Source organism: Sphingopyxis sp. (assembly GCF_035565275.1).
GTDB lineage: Bacteria > Pseudomonadota > Alphaproteobacteria > Sphingomonadales > Sphingomonadaceae > Sphingopyxis.
In genome coordinates this window covers 1-20,028 of sequence record NZ_DATMST010000341.1, presented here as the reverse complement: position 1 = coordinate 20,028, position 20,028 = coordinate 1, and the positions used below count along the sequence as shown (strand labels likewise).

The following is a 20,028-nucleotide window of genomic DNA, read 5'->3' as shown; positions in this document are numbered from 1 at the left end:
GACCGCGGGTCCGCGCGCAACTCCCTGCCCCATACTCGCTAGCCAATCAAGCGGGCGATCCGGTCCCATACTCCAATTGAGCCCAAATCATTGAAAGTCACGACCAGCATCAAGGTGACAATCGCCGCGAAACCGAATCGAAACGCCCATTCCTGCGCTTGCGGGGGGGCTGGCCGCCGCCGGATCGCCTCATAGGCGTAAAAGAGCAGATGACCGCCATCAAGCATGGGCAATGGCAAGAGATTGATGAACCCCAGATTGATGGAAATGAAGGCCGCGAAGGCGATAAGTTCCCCAACACCCAGTGAAGCGATTTCACCCGACGTCTTGGCGATCTTGACGGGGCCGCCCATGTCCTTGATCGAACGGTCACCTACCAGAAACTGGCTGATAACCGACGCTTGCAGGCGGATGATCGCCCCGGTGCGATCCACGCCATGTCCGATCGCCTCGATCGGATCCATCGACACATGGACCGGCTCGCCCGGCCGGACGCCGATGATCGCCCGTTCGGACTTGTTGCCGAAACGGTCGGTTTCGCTGATGATCTGCGGCGTCATATCAAAGGAGAAGCGCTGGCCAGCGCGTTCGACGGATAGCTCGACCGGCTTGGCAAGATTATAGGAGATCGTTGCCATGATGTCTTCGAACCCGCCCATCGGCCGGCCATCGATCGCAACGATGCGGTCACCGGCCTGAAGGCCGGCGGCTGCGGCAGGAAGACCGGGCTGAACCTGACCCACAACCGGCGGAACCTTGTAGGTGCCATATATCATGGCGAAGGCAGCGATGATCGCAATGGCGAACAGGAAGTTGGTGAACGGTCCCGCCGCCACGATCAGCGCGCGTTTCCAGACGGGCTGCGCGGGGAACGTGTGCGCCCGTTCTTCTACAGGCAATTGCTGCCAGCCGGCATCGGGCTGGCTGACCGCATCGCGGTCGCCGGCGAACTGGACATAGCCGCCGAGCGGCAGCCAGCCGATTTTCCATTCGGTGCCGCGCTTGTCGGTCCAGCCGAGAATCTTGCGCCCGAAGCCGATCGAGAAGGTTTCGGCTTTCACCCCGCACCAGCGGCCGACGATGTAATGCCCATATTCATGCACAAACACGAGCGGGCCGAGGACCAGAAGAAAAGCAATCGGATAGAGCCAAATCGGAATGTCAGGCATGTTCATAATTGTCCACAAAACGCTGCGCAGCCGAGCGGGATGCGGCATCGACGCTGAATATGTCCTGAAGCGATGCGGGCGGAGGCGGCGCCCCGGCATCGATCACGCGGCGCACCGTATCGACGATCGCGGGGAAGGAAATGCGGCCGGCAAGGAAGGCGGCGACCGCCACCTCGTTTGCGGCATTGAGCTGCGCGGGGCGCGCACCGCCCTCGGCAATCGCGGCACGGCAGAGCGCGGTCGCGGGGAAGCGCACTTCGTCGGGAGCCTCGAAATCGAGCCGCGCGATGCTGGCAAGATCGAGCGGGGCACACGGCGTCGCCATGCGTTGCGGCCAGGCAAGCGCCGACGCGATCGGGATGCGCATGTCGGGCGAGCCGAGCTGCGCGAGCGTCGAGCAGTCGATATATTCGACGAGGCTGTGGATCACCGATTGCGGATGGACGAGAATCTCGATCCGGTCGAGCCCGACGGGGAACAGGTGATGCGCCTCGATGAGTTCGAGGCCCTTGTTCATCATCGTCGCAGAATCGACGCTGATCTTCGCGCCCATCGACCAGTTGGGATGCGCGACCGCCTGCGCCGGTGTCACCCGTGCCATGTCGGCGGCGCTCATCGTGCGGAACGGGCCGCCGCTCGCGGTCAGGATGATGCGGCGCACCTGTTCGACCCGGCTACCCGCAAGGCACTGGAATATCGCATTATGTTCGCTGTCGACCGGCAGGATCGTCGCACCGGAGGCGCGCGCCACCGCGGTCATCAACTCGCCCGCCGATACCAGCGCCTCCTTGTTGGCGAGCGCGACATCGTAACCGGCGGCGAGCGCCGCCATGGTCGGCGCGAGACCCGCGGTGCCGACGATCGCGGCCATGACGAGATCGGCCGGCCGCTGCGCCGCCTCGACGAGTGCCGCCGCACCCGCGGCCGCTTCGATGCCCGTTCCGGCGAGCGCATCCTTCAGCGCATCGTGGCAGCTTTCGTCCGCCACGACGGCGATTTCGGGGCGGAATTCCTTCGCGAGCCTGGCGAGTTCGACGACATCGCAATTGGCGGTCAGCACCGTGACCCGCCATGCTTCGCCGTCACGCCGCACAAGATCGAGGGTCGATTGCCCCACCGATCCCGTCGCGCCGAAAAGCGAGAGGCGGCGCGGCATCATGTCAGGCGGCCGCCCGCACGGCGATCTGCCCCGCAAACGCCAGCGCGCCGAGTAGCAATGCCACCGGCAGCACGCCATCGACGCGGTCGAAAAGGCCGCCGTGGCCGGGGATGAGCTTGCCCGAATCCTTGACGCCGGCGCGGCGTTTCATCCAGCTTTGCGCAAGATCGCCAAGCTGCGCGAGCAGCCCCATGAACAGGCCGATCCACAGCGGAACGCCGATGATTCCTGCGCGGTCGCCGATCGTGGCGCTGGCGATCAGCGCGGCAACCATACCGCCGATCAGCCCCGACCAGGTCTTGGACGGGCTGATTTTCGGCGCGAGGCGCGCGCCGCCGAAAGCGCGGCCGGCGAAATAGGCGCCGATGTCGGTCGCCCACACCATGCCGAACACCCAGAGCGCGGCGGTGACGCCGAGATGGTCGCGAATAAACCAGAGCCCCGCCATCGCGCCGAGGACAAGGATCGGGCCAAGCACACCCAGCGCGGCCCTGGCCCCGCTACCGAGGGTCATCGCGCGGACCAGCGCAAACCATTCGACGAGGACCAGCGCGCCGCCGACGAGCAGCAACACGCCAAAGGCGAGCCCGCCGAACCAGAGCGCGGTGCCCGCGATCGCGAACAGGACGATCGCCGACCCGGCCCGCACCCACAGATCCGATTTAACCGCTGCCGCCATGCCCTATAGTCCCCCGTAACGGCGGTCGCGCCGTGCAAAATGGTCGAGCGCCGCCTCGAGATCGGCCGGTTTGAAGTCCGGCCACAGCTTGTCAGTGAAATAGAGTTCGGCATAGGCCGACTGCCACAGCAGAAAATTCGACAGCCGCACCTCCCCCGAAGTGCGAATGAGCAGGTCGAGCGGGGGCATGTCGGCGGTGTCGAGGTTGGCTTCGATCGCCTCGGCCGTGATTTCGCCCTGCGCCGCAGCGGCGGTCGCCGCACGCACGAGCTCGTCCTGCGCGCCATAGTTGAGCGCGACCGCGAGCGTCGTGCGCTTGTTGCCCGATGTGCGCTCGAGCGCGTTGTCGATCAGCCCGACGACGTCCGGCGCGAGCGCGCGCCAGTTGCCGATCACCTTCAGCTTCACATCGTTCGCGGCGAATTCGTCGAGGTCGGACAGGATGAAGCGTTTCATCAGCCCCATCAGGTCGCTGACCTCTTCCTCGGGCCGTTTCCAGTTCTCCGACGAGAAGGCGTAGAGCGTCATCGCCTCGATACCGAGGTCACCTGCGGCGCGCACGATCGTCCGCACCGCCTCGACCCCGGCCTTGTGCCCCGCGACACGGGGCAACAGGCGCTTCTTCGCCCAGCGGCCATTGCCATCCATGATGATGGCGACATGGCGTGCGCCGTGACTGGCGGCTGGTGTCGTCATGGTCTGTACAGGGTCCCGGAAACCGACCGATCCACTAGCCCAGGATTTCCTTTTCCTTGGCGGTCGCCGCGGCGTCGATGTCGGCGATCGTCGCGTCGGTCAGCTTCTGGACTTCGGTTTCCGACCGCTTGCGATCGTCCTCGCTGATTTCCTTCTTGTTCTCGTCGGTCTTGAGATTATCCATGCCGTCGCGGCGGACGTTGCGCACGGCGACACGTGCCTTTTCGGCGTATTGGCCGGCGAGCTTCGACAGTTCCTTGCGGCGTTCCTGCGTCATCTCGGGGATCGGCAGGCGCAGCACCTGGCCGTCGACGATCGGGTTGAGGCCAAGCCCCGCCGAGCGGATCGCCTTGTCGACCGGACCGACGTTCGACTTGTCCCATACCTGCACCGACAACATGCGCGGTTCGGGCGCGCTGACCGATGCAACCTGGTTGAGCGGCATGTGGCTGCCATAGACCTCGACCGTCACCGGATCGAGCAGCGCGGTGTGCGCGCGCCCGGTGCGCAGGCCCGCGAGATCGCTCTTCAGCGATTCGACCGCGCCGTGCATGCGGCGTTCGAGGTCGGCCTTGTCATATTTCGCCATCTGTCTTTCCTCTCTAAATCTTGTCAGGCTGCGTCGCCAACGACGGTGGAAACACCCTCGCCTGCCAGCACGCGCGCCAGATTGCCGGGCTCGCGAATATTGAACACGACGATCGGGATATGATTGTCGCGGCAGAGCGCGACCGCGCTCGCGTCCATCACCTTCAGATTGTCGGCAAGCACGCGATCATAGCTCAATGTGTCGTAGCGGACCGCGGCCGGATCCTTCTTGGGATCGGCATTATAGACGCCGTCGACGCTGGTGCCCTTCAGCAGCGCGTCGCACTTCATTTCGGCGGCGCGGAGCGCGGCGCCGCTGTCGGTAGTGAAATAGGGCGCGCCGACGCCGGCGGCGAAGATCACGACGCGGCCCTTTTCCATATGGCGCTCGGCGCGGCGGCGGATCACCGGTTCGCACACCTTGTCCATCTCGATCGCCGACTGGACGCGCGTCTCGACGCCAAGCTGCTCGAGCGCATTCTGCATCGCGAGCGCGTTCATCACGGTGGCGAGCATGCCCATATAGTCGGCCTGCGCGCGGTCCATGCCCTTCGCCGCACCCGCCATGCCCCGAAAGATGTTGCCGCCGCCGATAACAAGGCAGATTTCGAGCCCGCGACCTTTGGCTTCCTTGACCTCGGCCGCCATGCTCGCGACCGTTTCGGGGTCGATGCCAAAGGCGCTCGAACCCATCAGCGCCTCGCCCGACAGTTTGAGCAAAATGCGTTTCATGCCGGGCAGAGCCATGATGGGGGAACCTTGTGTAATCGATGAATAAGCGAATGGCGCGCACCCTAGAGCGGGCACGCGCCATTGCCAAGCGGACTACCGCGACGAGCGCGGCAATCCGGATTTTCCTTTGTCAGACGCCGGCGGCCGCCGCGACTTCCGCCGCGAAGTCGCTTTCTTCCTTCTCGATGCCTTCGCCGAGCTGGAAGCGGACGAAGCCCTTGAGCGTGATCGTCGCGCCGACATCCTTGCCGGCGGCGGCGACGACTTCGGCGACCGGGGTCTTGCCGTCCATCACGAAGAGCTGCGACAGCAGCGCGTTTTCCTTGCGGTACTTGGCGATCGCGCCATCGACCATCTTGCCGACGATTTCGGCGGGCTTGCCCGACTGGGCCGCCTTTTCCTCGGCGATCGCGCGTTCGCGGGCAACCAGATCGGCGTCGAGATCGTCGCCGTTCAGCGCCAGCGGGTTCGCGGCGGCAACGTGCATCGCCAGCTGCTTGCCGAGCGGTTCAAGAACGTCGGCGCCGGCGGTCGATTCGAGCGCGACAAGCACGCCGATCTTGCCCATGCCCGGCGCGGCGGCGTTGTGGACATAGCCCGTGACGACGCCCGAATTGACCGAAACGATGGCCGAGCGGCGCAGCGACTGGTTTTCGCCGATCGTCGCGATATTCTGCGTCAGCTGTTCGGCGACGCTGCCGCCCGTGGGATAGGCGGCGGCGTTCAGCGCGTCGATGTCGGTGATGTTGCCGGCGAGCGCGACCTGCGTGACGTCGCGGACGAAGCCCTGGAACTGCTCGTTCTTCGCGACGAAGTCGGTTTCGCTGTTCACCTCGACCAGCGCACCCTTGGTGCCCTCCGTCGAAACTCCGACGAGGCCTTCGGCAGCGACGCGGCCGGCCTTCTTGGCGGCGGCGGCGAGACCCTTGGTACGCAGCCAGTCGATCGACGCTTCGATGTCACCGTTGTTTTCGGCGAGCGCCTTTTTGCAATCCATCATGCCTGCGCCCGTGCGGTCGCGCAGTTCCTTGACGAGAGCGGCCGTAATTTCAGCCATGGAATATTCCTTTCAAAAGCGGCGAGCCCGCTTGGCCCGCGTGACGCCCGCGCGCATGGCGGGGCGATAAGTCAGAGGGATGACAGGGACGGCGCCCGCGCTGTCGCGGCACGCCGCCCCGTCATGCCCGAAGCGATTATGCGTCGCTCTGACGTTCGGTTTCGGCGGCGGCTTCGGCCGGGACCTGTTCGTCCTCGGTCACCGGAGCAGCGGCTTCTTCGGCAACCGGAGCGGCTGCTTCTTCGGTCAGCACGGCTTCGGCAGCAGGCTCGACAGCCGCGCCGAGATCTTCGCCGCGGTTCGCACGGGCCTGCTGGCCGCCACGGGTCGCCGCCTGGGCCACCGCATCGCAGTAGAGGCGAATGGCGCGGGCGGCGTCATCGTTCGCCGGAACCGGGAACGCGATGCCGTCGGGCGAAACGTTCGAATCGAGGATCGCGACGACGGGGATGCCAAGAACGTTGGCTTCCTTGATCGCCAGCTCTTCCTTGTTCGCGTCGATCACAAACATCACGTCGGGAATGCCGCCCATGTCGCGGATGCCGCCGAGGCTGAGTTCCAGCTTGTCGCGTTCGCGGGTGCGATTGAGCACTTCCTTCTTGGTGAGACCCGAGGTGTCGCCCGAAAGCTGCTCTTCGAGCGCCTTGAGGCGCTTGATCGAGTTCGAGATCGTCTTCCAGTTGGTGAGCATGCCGCCCAGCCAGCGATGGTTGACGAAATGCTGGCCCGAAGCGCGGGCCGCATCGGCGATCGGTCCCTGCGCCTGGCGCTTGGTGCCGACGAACAGCACCTTGCCGCCGGCGGCCGAGGTCGAGGCAATGAAGTCGAGCGCGCGCGCGAAGAGCGGCACGGTCTGCGACAGGTCGAGGATATGGATGCCGTTGCGCGCACCGAAGATGTACGGCTTCATGCGCGGGTTCCAGCGGTGGGTCTGGTGGCCGAAGTGGGCGCCCGCTTCGATAAGATTCTGCATCGTGACGACAGGTGCCGCCATAGTCTTTCTCCTTCCGGTTGGTCCTCTGGAAAGCAAGAACCGGGATCCGCTGGGCGGATGATCCGGCACCGGTTTATGTGCGCCTTCCATGTGGAATGGGCGGGCCGTTAGCCGCCTTGACCGCAAAAAGCAAGGGGGAAGCAGCCATTCCGGTCTCGATCGAAACGATATGACCGACTCAACTCGGCGACAAACCGACTCCGTTCGTCGCAAAAAGGTTGAGAACAAAACAGGAACATGGAACAAAAAGTCCAACGAAACCGTCGCTGGTTAATAAATGGTTTCGCACATCGAAGCCGGAAGGACAAGATCATGGTTCAGGTCGCAGCCGCTCTCCTCTTCACCCTCGCCGCCGGTCTCGGCGTCACGGTGATCCTGGCCATGCTCCGGAATAACGAGAATGCGATTCTCTCGGCGCTGATCGGCGACGGCGCCTTCCCTGCCGACACCGCGCCCCAGCCCGGCCCCGTTCCGCAGAAGGTGACGCTGCGCCGTTCGCCGGCGCGCCGCGACACTCCTCGCCCGCTCCGCGCAGCAGTTCGCATGCAGCCGCAGCTTAGCCGCGCCGCCTGACCTTCGCATAGCTCGCGAGACCGAACGGAAGCGTCGCGGCATAGAGCGCGCAGACGGCGAGCAGGGTCAGCCAGGGCGCAGTGACGAGTGCAGCACCCATTAGGCCGACACCCGCCAGGGCGAACAAGCGCCACGAACGGCGAAGGCGGATCGAGGACCAGCTGTAGGTAGGGATCGCCGAAATCATCAGCATCGCGACGCCGAGCGCCCACGGCATCACGACATACCATTCACGAAACAGATCATCGCCTGTCGTCAGCCACAGGTAGACGGGGACGAACGACAGGCCCGCCCCCGCCGGTGCGGGAATACCGGTATTGAAGCCCGCCGACTTGTGCGGCTGGAAATCGGCATCCATGCGCGAATTGAAGCGCGCGAGGCGCAGCGCGCAGCACACGGCGAGCGCGAGCGCTGCCGTCCAGCCGAATTTGGGCGCATCCGCCAGCGACCAGAGAAAGAGGATCATTGCCGGCGCGACGCCGAAAGCAATCACGTCGGACAGCGAATCGAGCTCGGCACCGAATTTGCTCTGCGCGCGCAGCAACCGGGCTATACGACCGTCCATGCCGTCGAGCACCCCGGCGACGATGATCATTGTAACAGCCGCAGCCCATTCGCCGCCGATCGCAAAACGGACGCCGGTCAGCCCCGAACAGAGCGCAAGAAGCGTAATCGCATTGGGCGCGAAAGCGCGCAGCGGGACCCCGCCAATGCGACGCCGTTCGGCATCCGCGAGCGTCTCCGCGTCGTCGGCCACCTTACTGCCCGACGCCTTCGATCGCCTCGGCGGTGCCGATGCGCGCGACGACCGTCTCGCCGGCGAGCGTCCGCTGACCGAGCAGCACCTGCGGCGTCGTTCCCGCGGGCAGATAGACATCGACGCGGCTGCCGAAGCGAATGAGGCCGACGCGCTGGCCGGTGGTCAGTTCGCCCCCCATGCTGACGAAGGGCATGATGCGGCGCGCGACAAGCCCGGCGATCTGGGTAAAGCCGATGCGGATGCCATCGGCGCGTTCGACGACGAAATGCTGGCGCTCATTCTCCTCGCTCGCCTTGTCGAGGTCGGCATTCACGAACTTGCCGGGGATATAGACGAGCTTGCGCAGCGTGCCTGCAACGGGCGTGCGGTTGATGTGGACGTCGAAAACGCTCATGAAAATCGATACGCGCAGCATCGGCGCGGCGCCAAGCCCGTCGGGGCCGGCGATCTCGGGCGGCGGCGGCACTTCGGCGATCTGGGTGACGAGGCCGTCGGCGGGGGCGATGATCACATCGCCACCAGCCGGCGTTACGCGCACCGGGTCGCGGAAGAAGGCCGCGACCCAGACGGTCACGCCCAGCATCAGCCAGCCGACGATCTCCCAGCCGAGCAGCCAGAAGCAAAGGGTGACGATCCCGGCGATCAGGAGGAACTTGCGGCCTTCGGGATGAATCGAGGGCCACTGCCATTTGATACCGCCGCCGGGGCGGTTCGATGAGATGATATTCGACATGGCGTTCTTCTAGGGTGCGCCCCTCGCACTGACAATGGATAAGGCGCGCGTACAGTTCCACCACGGCGGTTGATCAATCGCGCCGCTTTGCCTAAGGCCCGCTGCAACTCCGACTCCCCAAGGAAAAAGGCTGAAAGCATGGGCAAGATCAAGGTAGCCAACCCGGTCGTCGAACTCGATGGCGACGAAATGACCCGGATCATCTGGCAGTGGATCCGCGAGCGACTGATCCTCCCCTATCTCGACGTCGACCTTCATTATTACGACCTCGGCATCGAGGAACGCGACCGCACCGACGACAAGATCACCGTCGAAGCCGCGAACGCAATCAAGAAGCATGGCGTCGGCGTGAAATGCGCGACGATCACCCCCGACGAAGCCCGTGTCGAGGAATTCGGCCTCAAGAAGATGTGGAAGTCGCCGAACGGCACGATCCGCAACATCCTGGGCGGCGTCGTCTTCCGCGAGCCGATCGTGATGAAGAATGTCCCGCGCCTCGTCCCCGGCTGGACCGACCCGATCGTCGTCGGCCGTCACGCGTTCGGCGACCAGTACAAGGCGACCGACTTTCGCGTCCCGGGACCCGGCAAGCTGCGCCTGGTGTTCGAGGGCGAGGACGGCACCGTCATCGACGAGGAAGTGTTCCAGTTTCCCACCTCGGGCGTCGCGATGGGGATGTACAATCTCGACGATTCGATCCGCGACTTCGCACGCGCCAGCCTGAACTATGGCCTCGCCCGCGAATGGCCGGTGTATCTGTCGACCAAGAACACGATCCTCAAGGCCTATGACGGCCGTTTCAAGGATCTGTTCGAGGAAGTGTTCCAGGCCGAATTCAAGGCGCAGTTCGACGCGCTCGGTATCGTCTACGAACACCGCCTGATCGACGACATGGTCGCCTCGGCGCTCAAGTGGTCGGGCAAGTTCGTCTGGGCCTGCAAGAATTACGACGGCGACGTCCAGTCGGATACCGTCGCACAGGGCTTCGGTTCGCTCGGCCTGATGACGAGCGTGCTGATGACCCCCGATGGCCAGACGGTCGAATCCGAAGCCGCGCACGGCACCGTCACGCGCCACTACCGCATGCACCAGCAGGGCAAGGCGACCTCGACCAACCCGATCGCGTCGATCTTTGCCTGGACCGGTGGCCTCAAGCACCGCGGCAAGCTCGACGGCACGCCCGAGGTGGTGAAGTTCGCCGACGACCTCGAAAAGGTCTGCGTCGCGACCGTCGAAAGCGGCAAGATGACGAAGGATCTCGCGCTGCTGATCGGTCCCGACCAGAACTGGCTGACCACCGAAGGCTTTTTCGAGGCAATCGTCGAAAATCTCGACAAGAAGATGGGCAGCTGAAAACAACCAAAAAGGTTGGGATAGCCATCTAGCCAATCGGGGCCGGCCTGCATAAGGTCGGCCCTTATGGTATCCGAAACAGAAACCTCCGCCATCGGCAACGCGCTGGTGGTGCTCGGCGCGGCGGGAATCGTTATCCCCGCCTTTGCGCGCTTCCGGATTTCGCCCGTCATCGGCTTCATCCTCGTCGGCCTGCTGGTCGGGCCGTCCGGGCTCGGCGCGCTCGCCGCCGACTTTCCCTGGCTGAAACATGTCACGATCGCCTCGACCGAGGATATCGCGCTTTTCGGCGAGTTCGGGATCATATTGCTGCTCTTCTCGATCGGGCTCGAACTGTCGTTCCGCCGGCTGTGGCAGCTCAGGAAGCTCGTGTTCGGGATCGGCGCGGCCGAGCTTTTCATCGCGGGCGCGATCCTCGGCACCGCCTTGTTGTTCCTCGGCAATCTTTCGACCCCCGCCGCCTATGGCCTCGGCATCGCGCTCGCGCTGTCATCGACGGCGCTGGTGCTGCCGATCGCCGGCACCAAATCCGCCGTCGGACGCGCCTCCTTTTCGATGCTGTTGTTCGAGGATCTGGCGCTCGTCCCGATCATCTTCGTCCTCGCCGCCCTGTCGCCCGCTGCATCGGGCGACAGCGCCGAACTGCTGCTCACGACATTGTGGCAAGGCGCGCTCGTCGTCGCGGCGCTCGCGATCGGCGGCTGGTTCCTGCTGCCCAAAATCTTCGCGCAGGCGGCACGTGCCAAGGATCCCGAGCTGTTCCTTGCCGCCAGCCTGCTCGTCGTCATCGTTGCGGCGCTGGCGACGGCGGCCGTCGGCCTGTCGCCGATCGTCGGCGCGCTGCTCGCGGGGCTGATGATCGCCGAGACCGAATATCATGGCGAGGTCGAGGCGATCACCGCGCCGTTCAAGGGCCTCGCACTCGGCGTCTTCCTGATCAGCGTCGGCATGGGGCTGAACCTCAAGACGATCGCGGCGCAATGGCCCCAGCTCATCGCGGCGGTCGTCGGTGTCGTCGTCGTCAAGGCGCTTGTTACCGCCGCGCTGCTGCGTTTTTCAGGCGCCGCGCGGCGCGGTACGGCTGCCGAGGTCGGGCTGCTGATGGCGAGCCCGTCGGAAACCACCCTCATCGTCCTCACCACCGCCTTGCAGGCGCAGCTGATCAGCCGCAGCACCGCCGAGTTCTGGCAGCTGGTCACCGCGATCGGCCTGACGATCACGCCACTGCTCGCGCGGGTGGGCCATGACATCGCACGGCGGATCGAGATGCGCACCGGCGACGCGCAAGGCGAAGAGACACCCGAAGGCCGCACCGTCATCGTCGGTTTCGGCCGCGTCGGCCACACCGTCGCCGAGCTGCTGCGCGAACATGATCGCCCCTATGTGGCGGTCGACGCCGATATCGATACCGTCGCGGCGGCGCGGCGCGACGGTTTCAGCGTGCGCTTCGCCGACGTCGCGCGACCGGGCAGCCTCGACAAGCTGGGCATCGAACATGCGCAGGCGATCGTGCTGACGATGGACGACCCGGTGCAGCAACTGCGCATGACGCGCCAGCTTCGCCAGAAATATCCCGACCTGCCGATCATCAGCCGCGCGCGCGATGCCGACCATGCCGGCGCGCTTTATCAGGCGGGCGCGAGCGACGCGGTGCCCGAAACGCTCGAAAGCTCGCTGCAGCTCGCCGAAGCGGTGCTGATCGATCTGGGCGTCGCGATGGGGCCGGTGATCGCGTCGATCCACGACGTGCGCGCGAAGATGCGCCACGACATCATGACCAAGGGCCAGCTGGAACATGAGCCGCGCATCCGCAGGACGCGCCGCACGCCGGGGAGCGAGGCCTTCTAGGGTGACCTAGCGCCCGCCCGCGGCCGGCGGTGCGGATGCAGCCCCCAGCGCCGCGGCATCGGCGAGCGTCATCCCCTTGGGCAGGATCGCGAGCGACCATTGGCGTTCGGGGTCAAGATATTGCTGCGCGAGCCGCTGGACGTCGGTGGCGGTGATAGCCGAAATATCATCCTGGATCGACAACGCGGCGGCGGCGACCCGCGGGTCGCGGGTCGCACCTTCGAGCAGGAACATCCAGTAGACGTTGCCCGTCGACGCCCGCGCAACCTGTTCGCGGATCGGTCCCGCGTTGCGCGCCAGTTCATCGGCGGTGACCGGCTTTGCGACGAGGTCGGCGGCGATCTCGCGGGCAATGCCATAGAAACGGTCGAGATCCTTCGGCGCGAGCAGACTGCCCACCAGCAGATAACCGCCGCTGTCGAAACCCGTCGGCCAGTGGCTGTCGACCACCGGACCATAGCTCGCCCCCTGTTCGGCGCGAAGGCGATCGAACAACCGGTCGTTGAAGATCGCCGCCAGCACTTCGAGCCCGCGCGCATCGCGCGGGTTGGCGAGGCCGCCGCCGGTCGGCCATGCGGTCATCGCCGCCGCCTGCCCCTGCTCGCCGCGATGGTAGGCGATTTCGGGCACCGTCACATGCTTCGCGAAATCGACGCGCTGCCCGCCGGGAGGCGCCAACGCCGTGCGCGGCGGCAGCGCGCCGAGCGTATCGGCGAGAATCTTCTTGTAGTCGACCGTTTCGAGATCGCCGAAAATCTGCACCTCGATCGGTCCGCTGGCGAGCCGCGGTTCCCAGAAGGCGCGGAAGGCGGCGGGGGTCAGCGCCTCGATCTGCGCCTTGTCGGGCGCGGCCCAGCGCGCGTCGTCGTTCGTCAGCCAGCCGCGCAGATTGCGGTCGAGCACCGCGTTCGGCGTCGCGTCGTTGAGGTCATATCCGGTGAGAAAACCGATACGCAGCCGGTCGACCGGCGCGGGGTCCCAGCGCGGTTGCGCCAGTTTTCCGGCAATCAGCCGCATCTGGTCGGCGAGATCGGCGGGATTGCTTTCGGCGGACAGTTCGAAAGCGTCGTCGTCGATCGCAAAGTTCATCTGGATCTGGCGCCCGTTGGTCAGCTGGTCGATCTCGTTCTGACCCCACGGACCGATCCCGCTTGCGACCAGCGCATAGTCGCCGGTCCACAGCAGGTTCGGCGCATCGGCCGCCACGCTGCGATTGCCGGCGCCGAAACGGACGTTGACGCGGACCTTGCCGGGCTCGACCTTGTTGTCCGACACCAGCGCGGTCACGCCGTTCGCGAGTTCGAGCCGCTCGACGCGAAGGCCAAGGACGCTGGTGGCGGCGGTGATCGTGCCCGGCTTGCCCAGGGCGGGAAGCTGCTTGAAGTCGGCCTTCACCGTCGCCAGCCGGTCGTCACGTGCGGTCACCGGCGCCTTCAGCGCGGCGAGCACCGCGGCGTTTCCGCCTGCGGCGGTCGGAGTGGTCAGCACGACGCGCGTCACCGGCGCGGCAAAGATCGCCTTGCTGATGTCGAGCATCACCCTGGGCGTGGCGGAGGCGCGGATCGCGGCGAACAGGTCGACCTGCCCCTGCGGGCTGGTCACCGTTTCGTTGATGTCGACCGCGCGTACCATGTCGTCGGCAAGGCGCGCGCCGGCTTCGTTGCGCGCATTTTCGAGTTCCTTGCGCAGAAACGCATCGATCTCGTTCGCTTCGCGATCGATATCTGCCTGCGACGGCGGGTTCGTCACCGCATCGGCGATCACCCCGCGCACGTCGGATAGCGCCGCCTTCCAGTCAGAGAGCGGAACGATCGACGCCATCGTCACGTCGGCGCTGCGGCTGACATATTGCTGTTCGACGGTCGCGACCAGATAGCTGCCACCGGTGCGCGCGCGGTTTTCCAGCCGGCGGTTGACCAGCGCCTGCGCGATGTATTCGAGATAGAGCCGCCGCGTGTTTTCGATCGTATCGACCCGTTTCTGCCACGGGCGCACCATCGCGAGCGTCAGCGCGAGCGGCTGGTTCGCCTCGACGATTTCCAGCGCCGCGGGCTTCTTGGGATCGGGCTTGCCGAAATCGGGTTGCGGCGGGTTCGGGCCGTCGGCGCGCCAGTCACCATAATATTTTTCGATCAGCCGCGCGAATTCGGCGGGATCACCGTCGCCGACCATGACCACCACGGCGCGGTCAGGGCGGTACCAGCGACCATGAAAGGCGGCGACCGTCGTCGCGTCGGCCTTGCCCAGCGATGCGGTCGTGCCGATCGGCGAACGGTCGCCGAGCAGCTGGCCGGCGAACAGATGCGCGTTGGTCGCGTCGCCGATCCGCTTTTGCGGGCCGTCGCCTTCGCGTAGCTCGGACATCACGACGCCGCGTTCGGCCGCGACGGCGAGCTCCGAAATCCGCGGTTCGCGTACCATGCCCGACAGCAATTTCATGCTCTCGTCGAGGTTGGCGGCGGTGACGCTCGGCAGATCCAGCTGGTAAACGGTCTGGGTCGGCGTCGTCTGCGCGTTCGAATCGCTGCCGAACGTGACCCCGAAGCGCTGCCAGATCCGCTTCGCTTCGCCGTCGGGAATATGTTCCGACCCGCGGAAGGTCAGATGTTCGAGCAAATGGGCATAGCCGCGTTCCTGTTCGGTCTCGAACATCGACCCGACGTCCATCCGCACGCGGATCGATACCTGCCCCGGCGGTACGCCATTGTTGCGCACGGCGTAGCGCACGCCGTTCGGAAGTACGCCGAACTGCCACGCGGTATCGCGCGGAATGTCGCTGCCAACATAGAGCCAGTCGCTGTTCTTCGCCTGACTTTGGGCGGTCGCCTGCGGTGCCGCGACCTGCGCGCCGGCTGCAAGCGGGGTCGTCAGCAGCGCGGCAGCGCCGGCAAAAAGAAACAAACGGGCAAAACGAAGCGGCAAGCGCGCGGGAGAAATCGTCATTGGCCCGTCTTATCGCCTTCGAACCTTGCTGGCCACTGAACTGTCGCCGCCGCTTGTCCTTGGCGCGCCGGACGACTAGCCAGATGCGATGAACGCCCTCCCGACGCCCCCCCTCGCCGCGCTCGTACAGATGACCAGCGGAATCGATCCCGCAACCAACCTCGGGACGATCGACCGCGCGATGGCCGAGGCGGCGGCCGGCGGTGCGGTCATGGCCTTCCTGCCCGAGATGTCGCTGCTGATCGACCGCGACCGCGCGCGGTCGGCCGCGCACATCGCGCGCGAGACCGACAACGCCTGGCTCTCCGCATTGCAGGGTCTCGCACAGAAACATCGAATATGGCTGCACACGGGGTCGATCGCGCTGCTCGCCGACGACGGCAAACGGCGCGTCAACCGCAGCCACGTCATCGCTGCCGACGGCGACATCCGCGCACGCTACGACAAGATCCACATGTTCGACGTCACGCTGCCATCGGGCGAGAACTGGCAGGAATCGGCAGCCTATGCCGGCGGGGACATGATTGTGGTCGTCGCGACGCCACTGGGGCAACTGGGCCTCAGCATCTGTTACGACCTGCGTTTTCCCGAACTCTATCGGGCGCTGGTGGACCGCGGCGCGACGCTGATCGCGATTCCCGCCGCCTTCACCGTATCGACGGGCGAAGCGCATTGGCATGTGCTGATGCGCGCGCGGGCGATCGAAACCGGCTGTCACGTGCTGGCGGCCGCACAATGCGGTCAGCACGACGACGGCCGGCAGACCTATGGCCACAGCCTGGCGGTCGATCCGTGGGGCGTCGTTCTGGCCGACGCGGGCGGGGATATGGAAGGCGGCGACTATACGCTGACGTTGGTGCCGATCACCGGCGGCGCGGCGAACAGCGCGCGACAAGCGATACCGCTCGACCGGTCACGCGCGAACCGCAATATCGACTTTTGAAGCGGCGCGCGTTGACGCGCGCCATTTGCCTGCAGCTTGTCGCTCCGGCACGGGGCCAATGCGAAGCCACGAAAACCCCTTCGCCAAATGCGCATCATCCAAATGCACAAAGGGCCCCGAGCGAAGCTCGGAGCCCTTCGGTTTATCGGATGATAATCCAGATCAGCCCGGGCTGGTCGGATTGTCGTCGTTGTTGTCCGACGCGATGATGATGCCACCGACGATCGCAACGAGAGCGAGGACAGCGATGATCCAGCTCGTGCTGCCTTCGAGTTCGCTCTGGCCATCAACGGTCGAAACGGCGGCAGCGGCAGGAGCAGCCGACGCTGCAACAGGAGCCGCAATCATCGAGGTTGCCGCGAGAGAGATCGCAGCTTTCTTAAGCAGGTTCATCATATTCTCCGTCCACTGGATTAGTCTTGTCGAATCACACCAGAGGACATCCCCCGGTCTGCTTCTGCATGGCCCTCTTACGGATGGTGGCCAGCAAATGCAACGACGATTTGCCCTAGCCCGCCAATTCTTAGTAAATTGCTAAATAGGGAGAAAGTAACTGGCTCGGGCAGCCTTATGCGCGTCGGACGCGCTCGAAGGATTCGCTGGTAACGGGATATCCCAGATGCTCCGGAATGCACAGATGGCTCTGCCCGCCGCGGTCTTCGATCCATGGGGTGATCAGTTCGATCGGAAACTGGCCAGAATGTACAGAAAACCCTGAAAAATCCGAAGCTTGTGCCAGTCGCTCGAGATTTCGGCGGGTCGGAAAAATCACCGATACGTCGCCGCGGTCGGCCATCATCAGCGTGTCCCGCGCGCTCGCCCAGAAGATATGGCTGTGCTCGGCCTCTTCGACCGTCAGTTCGTGACCATGCGCCGGCGCCTCGACCGCATAGAATCGTGTGTCGAAAGTCCGCGATTCCTTGAAATTGGGGCACCAGCGCGCGAAGGGCACCAGCGATTCCAGTGCGAGTCGGTCGGCGCGCGCGGCCAATATGCCCGATAACAGCGTTCCGGCGAGCAACGCCCGCCGCACCTCTGCCACTTCCTTTTCTGCAAGCGACGGCCAACCGACGGCGAGGCCCGTTTCCTCGAGCGTCTCGCGCAACGCCGCCACCCGCGCCGCGCCGTCGGCCTCATCGGCGCCGAGGCCATGCCGCTGTGCCACAAGATAATCGTCGGGATCGACGCGGCCGCCCGGGAAGACCACGGCACCGGCGGCAAAGGCCATCGTCGTCGCGCGCTTGACCATCAATATCTCGTCGGGTCCGCCGCTGTCCGCCGGACGCATGATGACGAGCGTTGCGGCGGGAATCGCGCCGTCGGGCAAGATTTCAGCCGGTTTGGAGGGCGGAACGGCATTGGTCATCCGGCAAGCGTAACCGCGCTGCGCGGCCTTGTCATCTTGGCATTGCGGGCCAGCGCCAGCAGGTGCAAGATGCACGGCGTCGGGCAAGGTATCTGGCGGGAAACGGGGAGCAGGGCATTGGGAATCGTCGAGATTTTGGGTGTTGCCGGCAGCCTTAGCCTGCTGGCCGGCTGGCGGCTCTACCTCACCATATTGGCGACCGGTACCGCGATGCATTTCGGCTGGCTGCCACTGCCGGAGCATCTCGCGGCGCTACAGGTGCTTGCGAACCCCTGGGTGCTGGGGGTCGCGGCAGTCGGCACGCTCGCCGAGTTCCTCGCCGACAAGATCGCATGGGTCGATTCCATCTGGGATACGATCCACAGCATCATTCGCCCGCTCGGCGGCGCGTTGCTTGCACTCGCGCTGGTCGATTCGTCCGACCCGGCGTGGCAGGTCATCGCGTTTCTGCTGGGCGGCGGCGGCGCATTGCTCAGCCATGGTGCCAAAGCCACGACGCGCGCAGTCGTCAACGTCAGCCCCGAACCATTCAGCAATGCGGCGGTGTCGACCGGCGAGGATGTTGCGACGGGCGGCCTGCTTGCGCTCGCCATCGCCTATCCGCCGCTGGCGATCGTCATCGCGATCCTGCTCGCGGTCGCAGCGGTTGTCGTCATCATCGCGCTTCGACGCCTGCTGCGCAACATCAAGGCAACGCTGAAAAAGGCGCTCGGCGATGCTCCGCCGGAAGCACCCAAGGCACCACCTCTCTGAAATCGCCCGACCTTATTGGCAATTTGGCAACAAATAGATTATAGGCCCGGCAATATCCGCGCTGTTTTCCTGTTGTTACGGGGAAATGGGGACCAGGCGGCACCCGTTTCAAAAAGGGGAAGCCATATGGTCTGCAACGCGTTTTCGCCGATCCCTCGCACCAGCCGCAACGATCGTTTCTTCGCTTCGCGACGCGGGCGCCTGTTGCTTTTCACCGCGCTGGCGTCGCCGCTGAGCCACGCATCTCCGGCGCTGGCCCAATGTGTCTTCACGCCGACGGCCGGCGACGATGCCCACGTCTGCGGGAGCGGAACCTCGGCGGGCGGCCTGAATGATCCGGGCGGCAACAACCGGCTCGACCTGCCGGCCGGCGGAACCGGGACCATCGCGGGCAATGTGACGTTCGGGTCGGGCGCCGACATTGTCGTGATCGGGTCGGGCCAGATCACCGGATCGGTCGATCAGGGCAATGGCGGCGACCGCTTCGAAATCAGCGCAGGCACGGTGAGCGGCACCGTGCAGCAAGGCGAAGGCATCGACGACTTCCGCATGACGGGCGGCGAGATCAACGTCCTCAACCAGGGCGGCGCGCTCGACACCTTCTTCATGTCCGGAGGGCGCATCGTCGATGCGTTCGACGACGGCGACATCGCGACGATGACCGGCGGCCGCATCGGGCGCGTCAACATGAAGCTCGCCGACAATCTTTTCGACATGTCGGGCGGCACGATCGACCGCAATCTCGTCACCGGTTTCGGCAACGACACCATCATCCTGTCGGGCGGCACGATCGGCGGCAACATCAGCGTGTCGGGCGGCACCGACAGCGTCACCATCACCGGCGGATCGGTCGGCGGCGACATATTGATGAGCGTCGGAACCGACAGCGTCGTCTGGGATGGCGGCGGCGTCGTCCACGGTATGATCGATATGGGCGGCGATGACGATACGGCGCGGCTCGCCAACCTCACGAACGCCCATCTGGGTGCATCGCCGCGCATCACCGGCGGTGCCGGGATCGATGCGCTCGTCTTCGACAATGTGACGACAGGTGGCATCGCGCGCTTCGACGGCTGGGAAAACATCGACGCGACCAACGACAGCGAACTGACCTTCGACGGCTTTCTGACGCTGGGCGACGCCGGCACCGGAACGGGCCGCTTCATGCTCGATGCGTCGAGCACCATCTTCGGCGGCGGCAGCGACGGCGGCATTGCCGCCTTTACCGCCGGCCAGCGCGCGACGCTGGTCAACGCCGGCCGGATCGACCTGACCAATGGCAGCGCCGGTCCCGGCGACAGCTTTACCGTGCGTGGCGATTATGTCGGCGACGGCGGGCTGCTGCTGATCGACACCGTGCTCGGCAACGACGCGTCGCTTTCGGACAAGCTGGTGATCGATGGCGGTGCGGCCACGGGATCGACTGGCATCACCGTGCTGAATGCCGGCGGCACCGGGGCCCGCACGACGCAGAACGGCATCATGGTTGTCGAGGCGATCAACGGCGCGACAACCGCGAGCGGCGCCTTTGCGCTCAATCACCGTGTCGCGGTGGGGGCGTTCGAATATTATCTGTTCAAGGGCGGCGTTTCGGCGGGAACGACCGATAACTGGTATCTTCGCTCGACGCTGGTGACCCCGCCCCCCGCACCGACGCCCACGCCGCCGCCCGAGCCCGCGCC

18 protein-coding genes and 1 pseudogene are annotated in these 20,028 nt (G+C 65.3%); 6 read left to right on the top strand and 13 right to left on the bottom strand.

All coding sequences use genetic code 11. The annotated features are described in order from the left end of the window. Positions 1–38 precede the first annotated feature (38 nt). The 8 genes from rseP to rpsB all read right to left on the bottom strand — a co-directional run bounded on the left by rseP (position 39) and on the right by rpsB (position 7,074). Positions 39–1,169: an RIP metalloprotease RseP gene (gene rseP, locus VN047_RS22190; protein WP_325546572.1), complete on the bottom strand. Its 1,131-nt coding sequence runs from the start codon at positions 1,167–1,169 to the stop codon at positions 39–41. Then, positions 1,162–2,325, bottom strand: coding sequence for a 1-deoxy-D-xylulose-5-phosphate reductoisomerase (locus tag VN047_RS22185; RefSeq protein WP_325546585.1), 1,164 nt, complete (start codon positions 2,323–2,325; stop codon positions 1,162–1,164). Before VN047_RS22185 ends, rseP begins: the two co-directional genes overlap by 8 nt. Before the next feature lie 4 nt (positions 2,326–2,329). After that, positions 2,330–3,007, bottom strand: a complete 678-nt coding sequence (locus VN047_RS22180) for a phosphatidate cytidylyltransferase (protein ID WP_325546570.1) — start codon at positions 3,005–3,007, stop codon at positions 2,330–2,332. Between the two features lie 3 nt (positions 3,008–3,010). After that, positions 3,011–3,703 carry a polyprenyl diphosphate synthase gene (gene uppS, locus VN047_RS22175; RefSeq protein ID WP_325546568.1) on the bottom strand — a complete coding sequence of 231 codons (693 nt, stop codon included), beginning with the start codon at positions 3,701–3,703 and terminating at the stop codon, positions 3,011–3,013. 34 nt (positions 3,704–3,737) lie between these two features. Continuing rightward, positions 3,738–4,292: a ribosome recycling factor gene (gene frr / locus VN047_RS22170; protein ID WP_325546566.1), complete on the bottom strand. Its 555-nt coding sequence runs from the start codon at positions 4,290–4,292 to the stop codon at positions 3,738–3,740. Positions 4,293–4,315: 23 nt separating this feature from the next. Beyond that, positions 4,316–5,038, bottom strand: coding sequence for a UMP kinase (gene pyrH, locus VN047_RS22165; RefSeq protein WP_325546564.1), 723 nt, complete (start codon positions 5,036–5,038; stop codon positions 4,316–4,318). Between the two features lie 115 nt (positions 5,039–5,153). Next, positions 5,154–6,080 carry a translation elongation factor Ts gene (gene tsf, locus VN047_RS22160; RefSeq protein ID WP_325546562.1) on the bottom strand — a complete coding sequence of 309 codons (927 nt, stop codon included), beginning with the start codon at positions 6,078–6,080 and terminating at the stop codon, positions 5,154–5,156. A gap of 136 nt (positions 6,081–6,216) precedes the next feature. Beyond that, complete coding sequence (gene rpsB / locus VN047_RS22155) at positions 6,217–7,074, bottom strand: 30S ribosomal protein S2 (protein ID WP_325546560.1); 858 nt, start codon at positions 7,072–7,074, stop codon at positions 6,217–6,219. A 312-nt stretch (positions 7,075–7,386) separates the two neighbouring features. On the opposite strand from rpsB, the gene VN047_RS22150 reads away from it, so the two are divergent. Continuing rightward, positions 7,387–7,647 (top strand): hypothetical protein, encoded by a 261-nt coding sequence (locus tag VN047_RS22150; protein ID WP_325546558.1) that lies wholly within the window; start codon positions 7,387–7,389, stop codon positions 7,645–7,647. Here VN047_RS22150 and VN047_RS22145 read toward each other — a convergent pair. Beyond that, entirely contained in the window at positions 7,631–8,404 is a 774-nt protein-coding gene (locus VN047_RS22145; protein ID WP_325546557.1) for a phosphatidylcholine/phosphatidylserine synthase, read from the bottom strand. The two genes, VN047_RS22150 and VN047_RS22145, sit on opposite strands and share 17 nt — an antisense overlap. A gap of 1 nt (position 8,405) precedes the next feature. Beyond that, positions 8,406–9,140 (bottom strand): phosphatidylserine decarboxylase, encoded by a 735-nt coding sequence (locus VN047_RS22140; RefSeq protein WP_325546555.1) that lies wholly within the window; start codon positions 9,138–9,140, stop codon positions 8,406–8,408. Positions 9,141–9,278: 138 nt separating this feature from the next. Between VN047_RS22140 and VN047_RS22135 the strand changes: the two genes are divergently transcribed. Together VN047_RS22135 and VN047_RS22130 are read left to right on the top strand one after the other, a co-directional pair. Further along, positions 9,279–10,493: an NADP-dependent isocitrate dehydrogenase gene (locus VN047_RS22135; RefSeq protein ID WP_325546553.1), complete on the top strand. Its 1,215-nt coding sequence runs from the start codon at positions 9,279–9,281 to the stop codon at positions 10,491–10,493. A gap of 66 nt (positions 10,494–10,559) precedes the next feature. Next, positions 10,560–12,341, top strand: coding sequence for a cation:proton antiporter (locus tag VN047_RS22130; protein WP_325546551.1), 1,782 nt, complete (start codon positions 10,560–10,562; stop codon positions 12,339–12,341). Between the two features lie 6 nt (positions 12,342–12,347). On the opposite strand, the gene VN047_RS22125 is transcribed toward VN047_RS22130, so the two are convergent. Continuing rightward, positions 12,348–15,284 (bottom strand): M16 family metallopeptidase, encoded by a 2,937-nt coding sequence (locus VN047_RS22125; RefSeq protein ID WP_325546549.1) that lies wholly within the window; start codon positions 15,282–15,284, stop codon positions 12,348–12,350. A gap of 88 nt (positions 15,285–15,372) precedes the next feature. Here VN047_RS22125 and VN047_RS22120 point away from each other — a divergent pair, with 88 nt between their 5' ends. Beyond that, positions 15,373–16,227: a carbon-nitrogen hydrolase family protein gene (locus tag VN047_RS22120; protein WP_325546547.1), complete on the top strand. Its 855-nt coding sequence runs from the start codon at positions 15,373–15,375 to the stop codon at positions 16,225–16,227. 162 nt (positions 16,228–16,389) lie between these two features. Here VN047_RS22120 and VN047_RS22115 read toward each other — a convergent pair whose 3' ends face one another. Then, positions 16,390–16,623, bottom strand: a complete 234-nt coding sequence (locus VN047_RS22115; RefSeq protein WP_325546545.1) for a hypothetical protein — start codon at positions 16,621–16,623, stop codon at positions 16,390–16,392. 172 nt (positions 16,624–16,795) lie between these two features. Next, positions 16,796–17,593 (bottom strand): NUDIX hydrolase, encoded by a 798-nt coding sequence (locus tag VN047_RS22110; protein ID WP_325546543.1) that lies wholly within the window; start codon positions 17,591–17,593, stop codon positions 16,796–16,798. 117 nt (positions 17,594–17,710) lie between these two features. Here VN047_RS22110 and VN047_RS22105 point away from each other — a divergent pair, with 117 nt between their 5' ends. After that, positions 17,711–18,346 (top strand): DUF4126 domain-containing protein, encoded by a 636-nt coding sequence (locus tag VN047_RS22105; RefSeq protein ID WP_325546541.1) that lies wholly within the window; start codon positions 17,711–17,713, stop codon positions 18,344–18,346. A gap of 126 nt (positions 18,347–18,472) precedes the next feature. Next, a pseudogene (locus VN047_RS22100) lies at positions 18,473–20,028 on the top strand (hypothetical protein); the annotation flags it as partial.

Excerpts from the sequence above, each read along its gene's own strand:
- VN047_RS22130 (WP_325546551.1), top strand. The coding sequence starts at position 10,560 with ATGGTATCCGAAACAGAAACCTCCGCCATCGGCAACGCGCTGGTGGTG.
- tsf (WP_325546562.1), bottom strand. The coding sequence starts at position 6,080 with ATGGCTGAAATTACGGCCGCTCTCGTCAAGGAACTGCGCGACCGCACG.
- uppS (WP_325546568.1), bottom strand. The coding sequence starts at position 3,703 with ATGACGACACCAGCCGCCAGTCACGGCGCACGCCATGTCGCCATCATC.
- VN047_RS22180 (WP_325546570.1), bottom strand. The coding sequence starts at position 3,007 with ATGGCGGCAGCGGTTAAATCGGATCTGTGGGTGCGGGCCGGGTCGGCG.
- VN047_RS22110 (WP_325546543.1), bottom strand. The coding sequence starts at position 17,593 with ATGACCAATGCCGTTCCGCCCTCCAAACCGGCTGAAATCTTGCCCGAC.
- VN047_RS22185 (WP_325546585.1), bottom strand. The coding sequence starts at position 2,325 with ATGCCGCGCCGCCTCTCGCTTTTCGGCGCGACGGGATCGGTGGGGCAA.
- frr (WP_325546566.1), bottom strand. The coding sequence starts at position 4,292 with ATGGCGAAATATGACAAGGCCGACCTCGAACGCCGCATGCACGGCGCG.
- VN047_RS22120 (WP_325546547.1), top strand. The coding sequence starts at position 15,373 with ATGAACGCCCTCCCGACGCCCCCCCTCGCCGCGCTCGTACAGATGACC.
- pyrH (WP_325546564.1), bottom strand. The coding sequence starts at position 5,038 with ATGGCTCTGCCCGGCATGAAACGCATTTTGCTCAAACTGTCGGGCGAG.
- rseP (WP_325546572.1), bottom strand. The coding sequence starts at position 1,169 with ATGCCTGACATTCCGATTTGGCTCTATCCGATTGCTTTTCTTCTGGTC.
- VN047_RS22125 (WP_325546549.1), bottom strand. The coding sequence starts at position 15,284 with ATGACGATTTCTCCCGCGCGCTTGCCGCTTCGTTTTGCCCGTTTGTTT.
- VN047_RS22135 (WP_325546553.1), top strand. The coding sequence starts at position 9,279 with ATGGGCAAGATCAAGGTAGCCAACCCGGTCGTCGAACTCGATGGCGAC.
- VN047_RS22140 (WP_325546555.1), bottom strand. The coding sequence starts at position 9,140 with ATGTCGAATATCATCTCATCGAACCGCCCCGGCGGCGGTATCAAATGG.
- VN047_RS22150 (WP_325546558.1), top strand. The coding sequence starts at position 7,387 with ATGGTTCAGGTCGCAGCCGCTCTCCTCTTCACCCTCGCCGCCGGTCTC.
- VN047_RS22115 (WP_325546545.1), bottom strand. The coding sequence starts at position 16,623 with ATGATGAACCTGCTTAAGAAAGCTGCGATCTCTCTCGCGGCAACCTCG.
- rpsB (WP_325546560.1), bottom strand. The coding sequence starts at position 7,074 with ATGGCGGCACCTGTCGTCACGATGCAGAATCTTATCGAAGCGGGCGCC.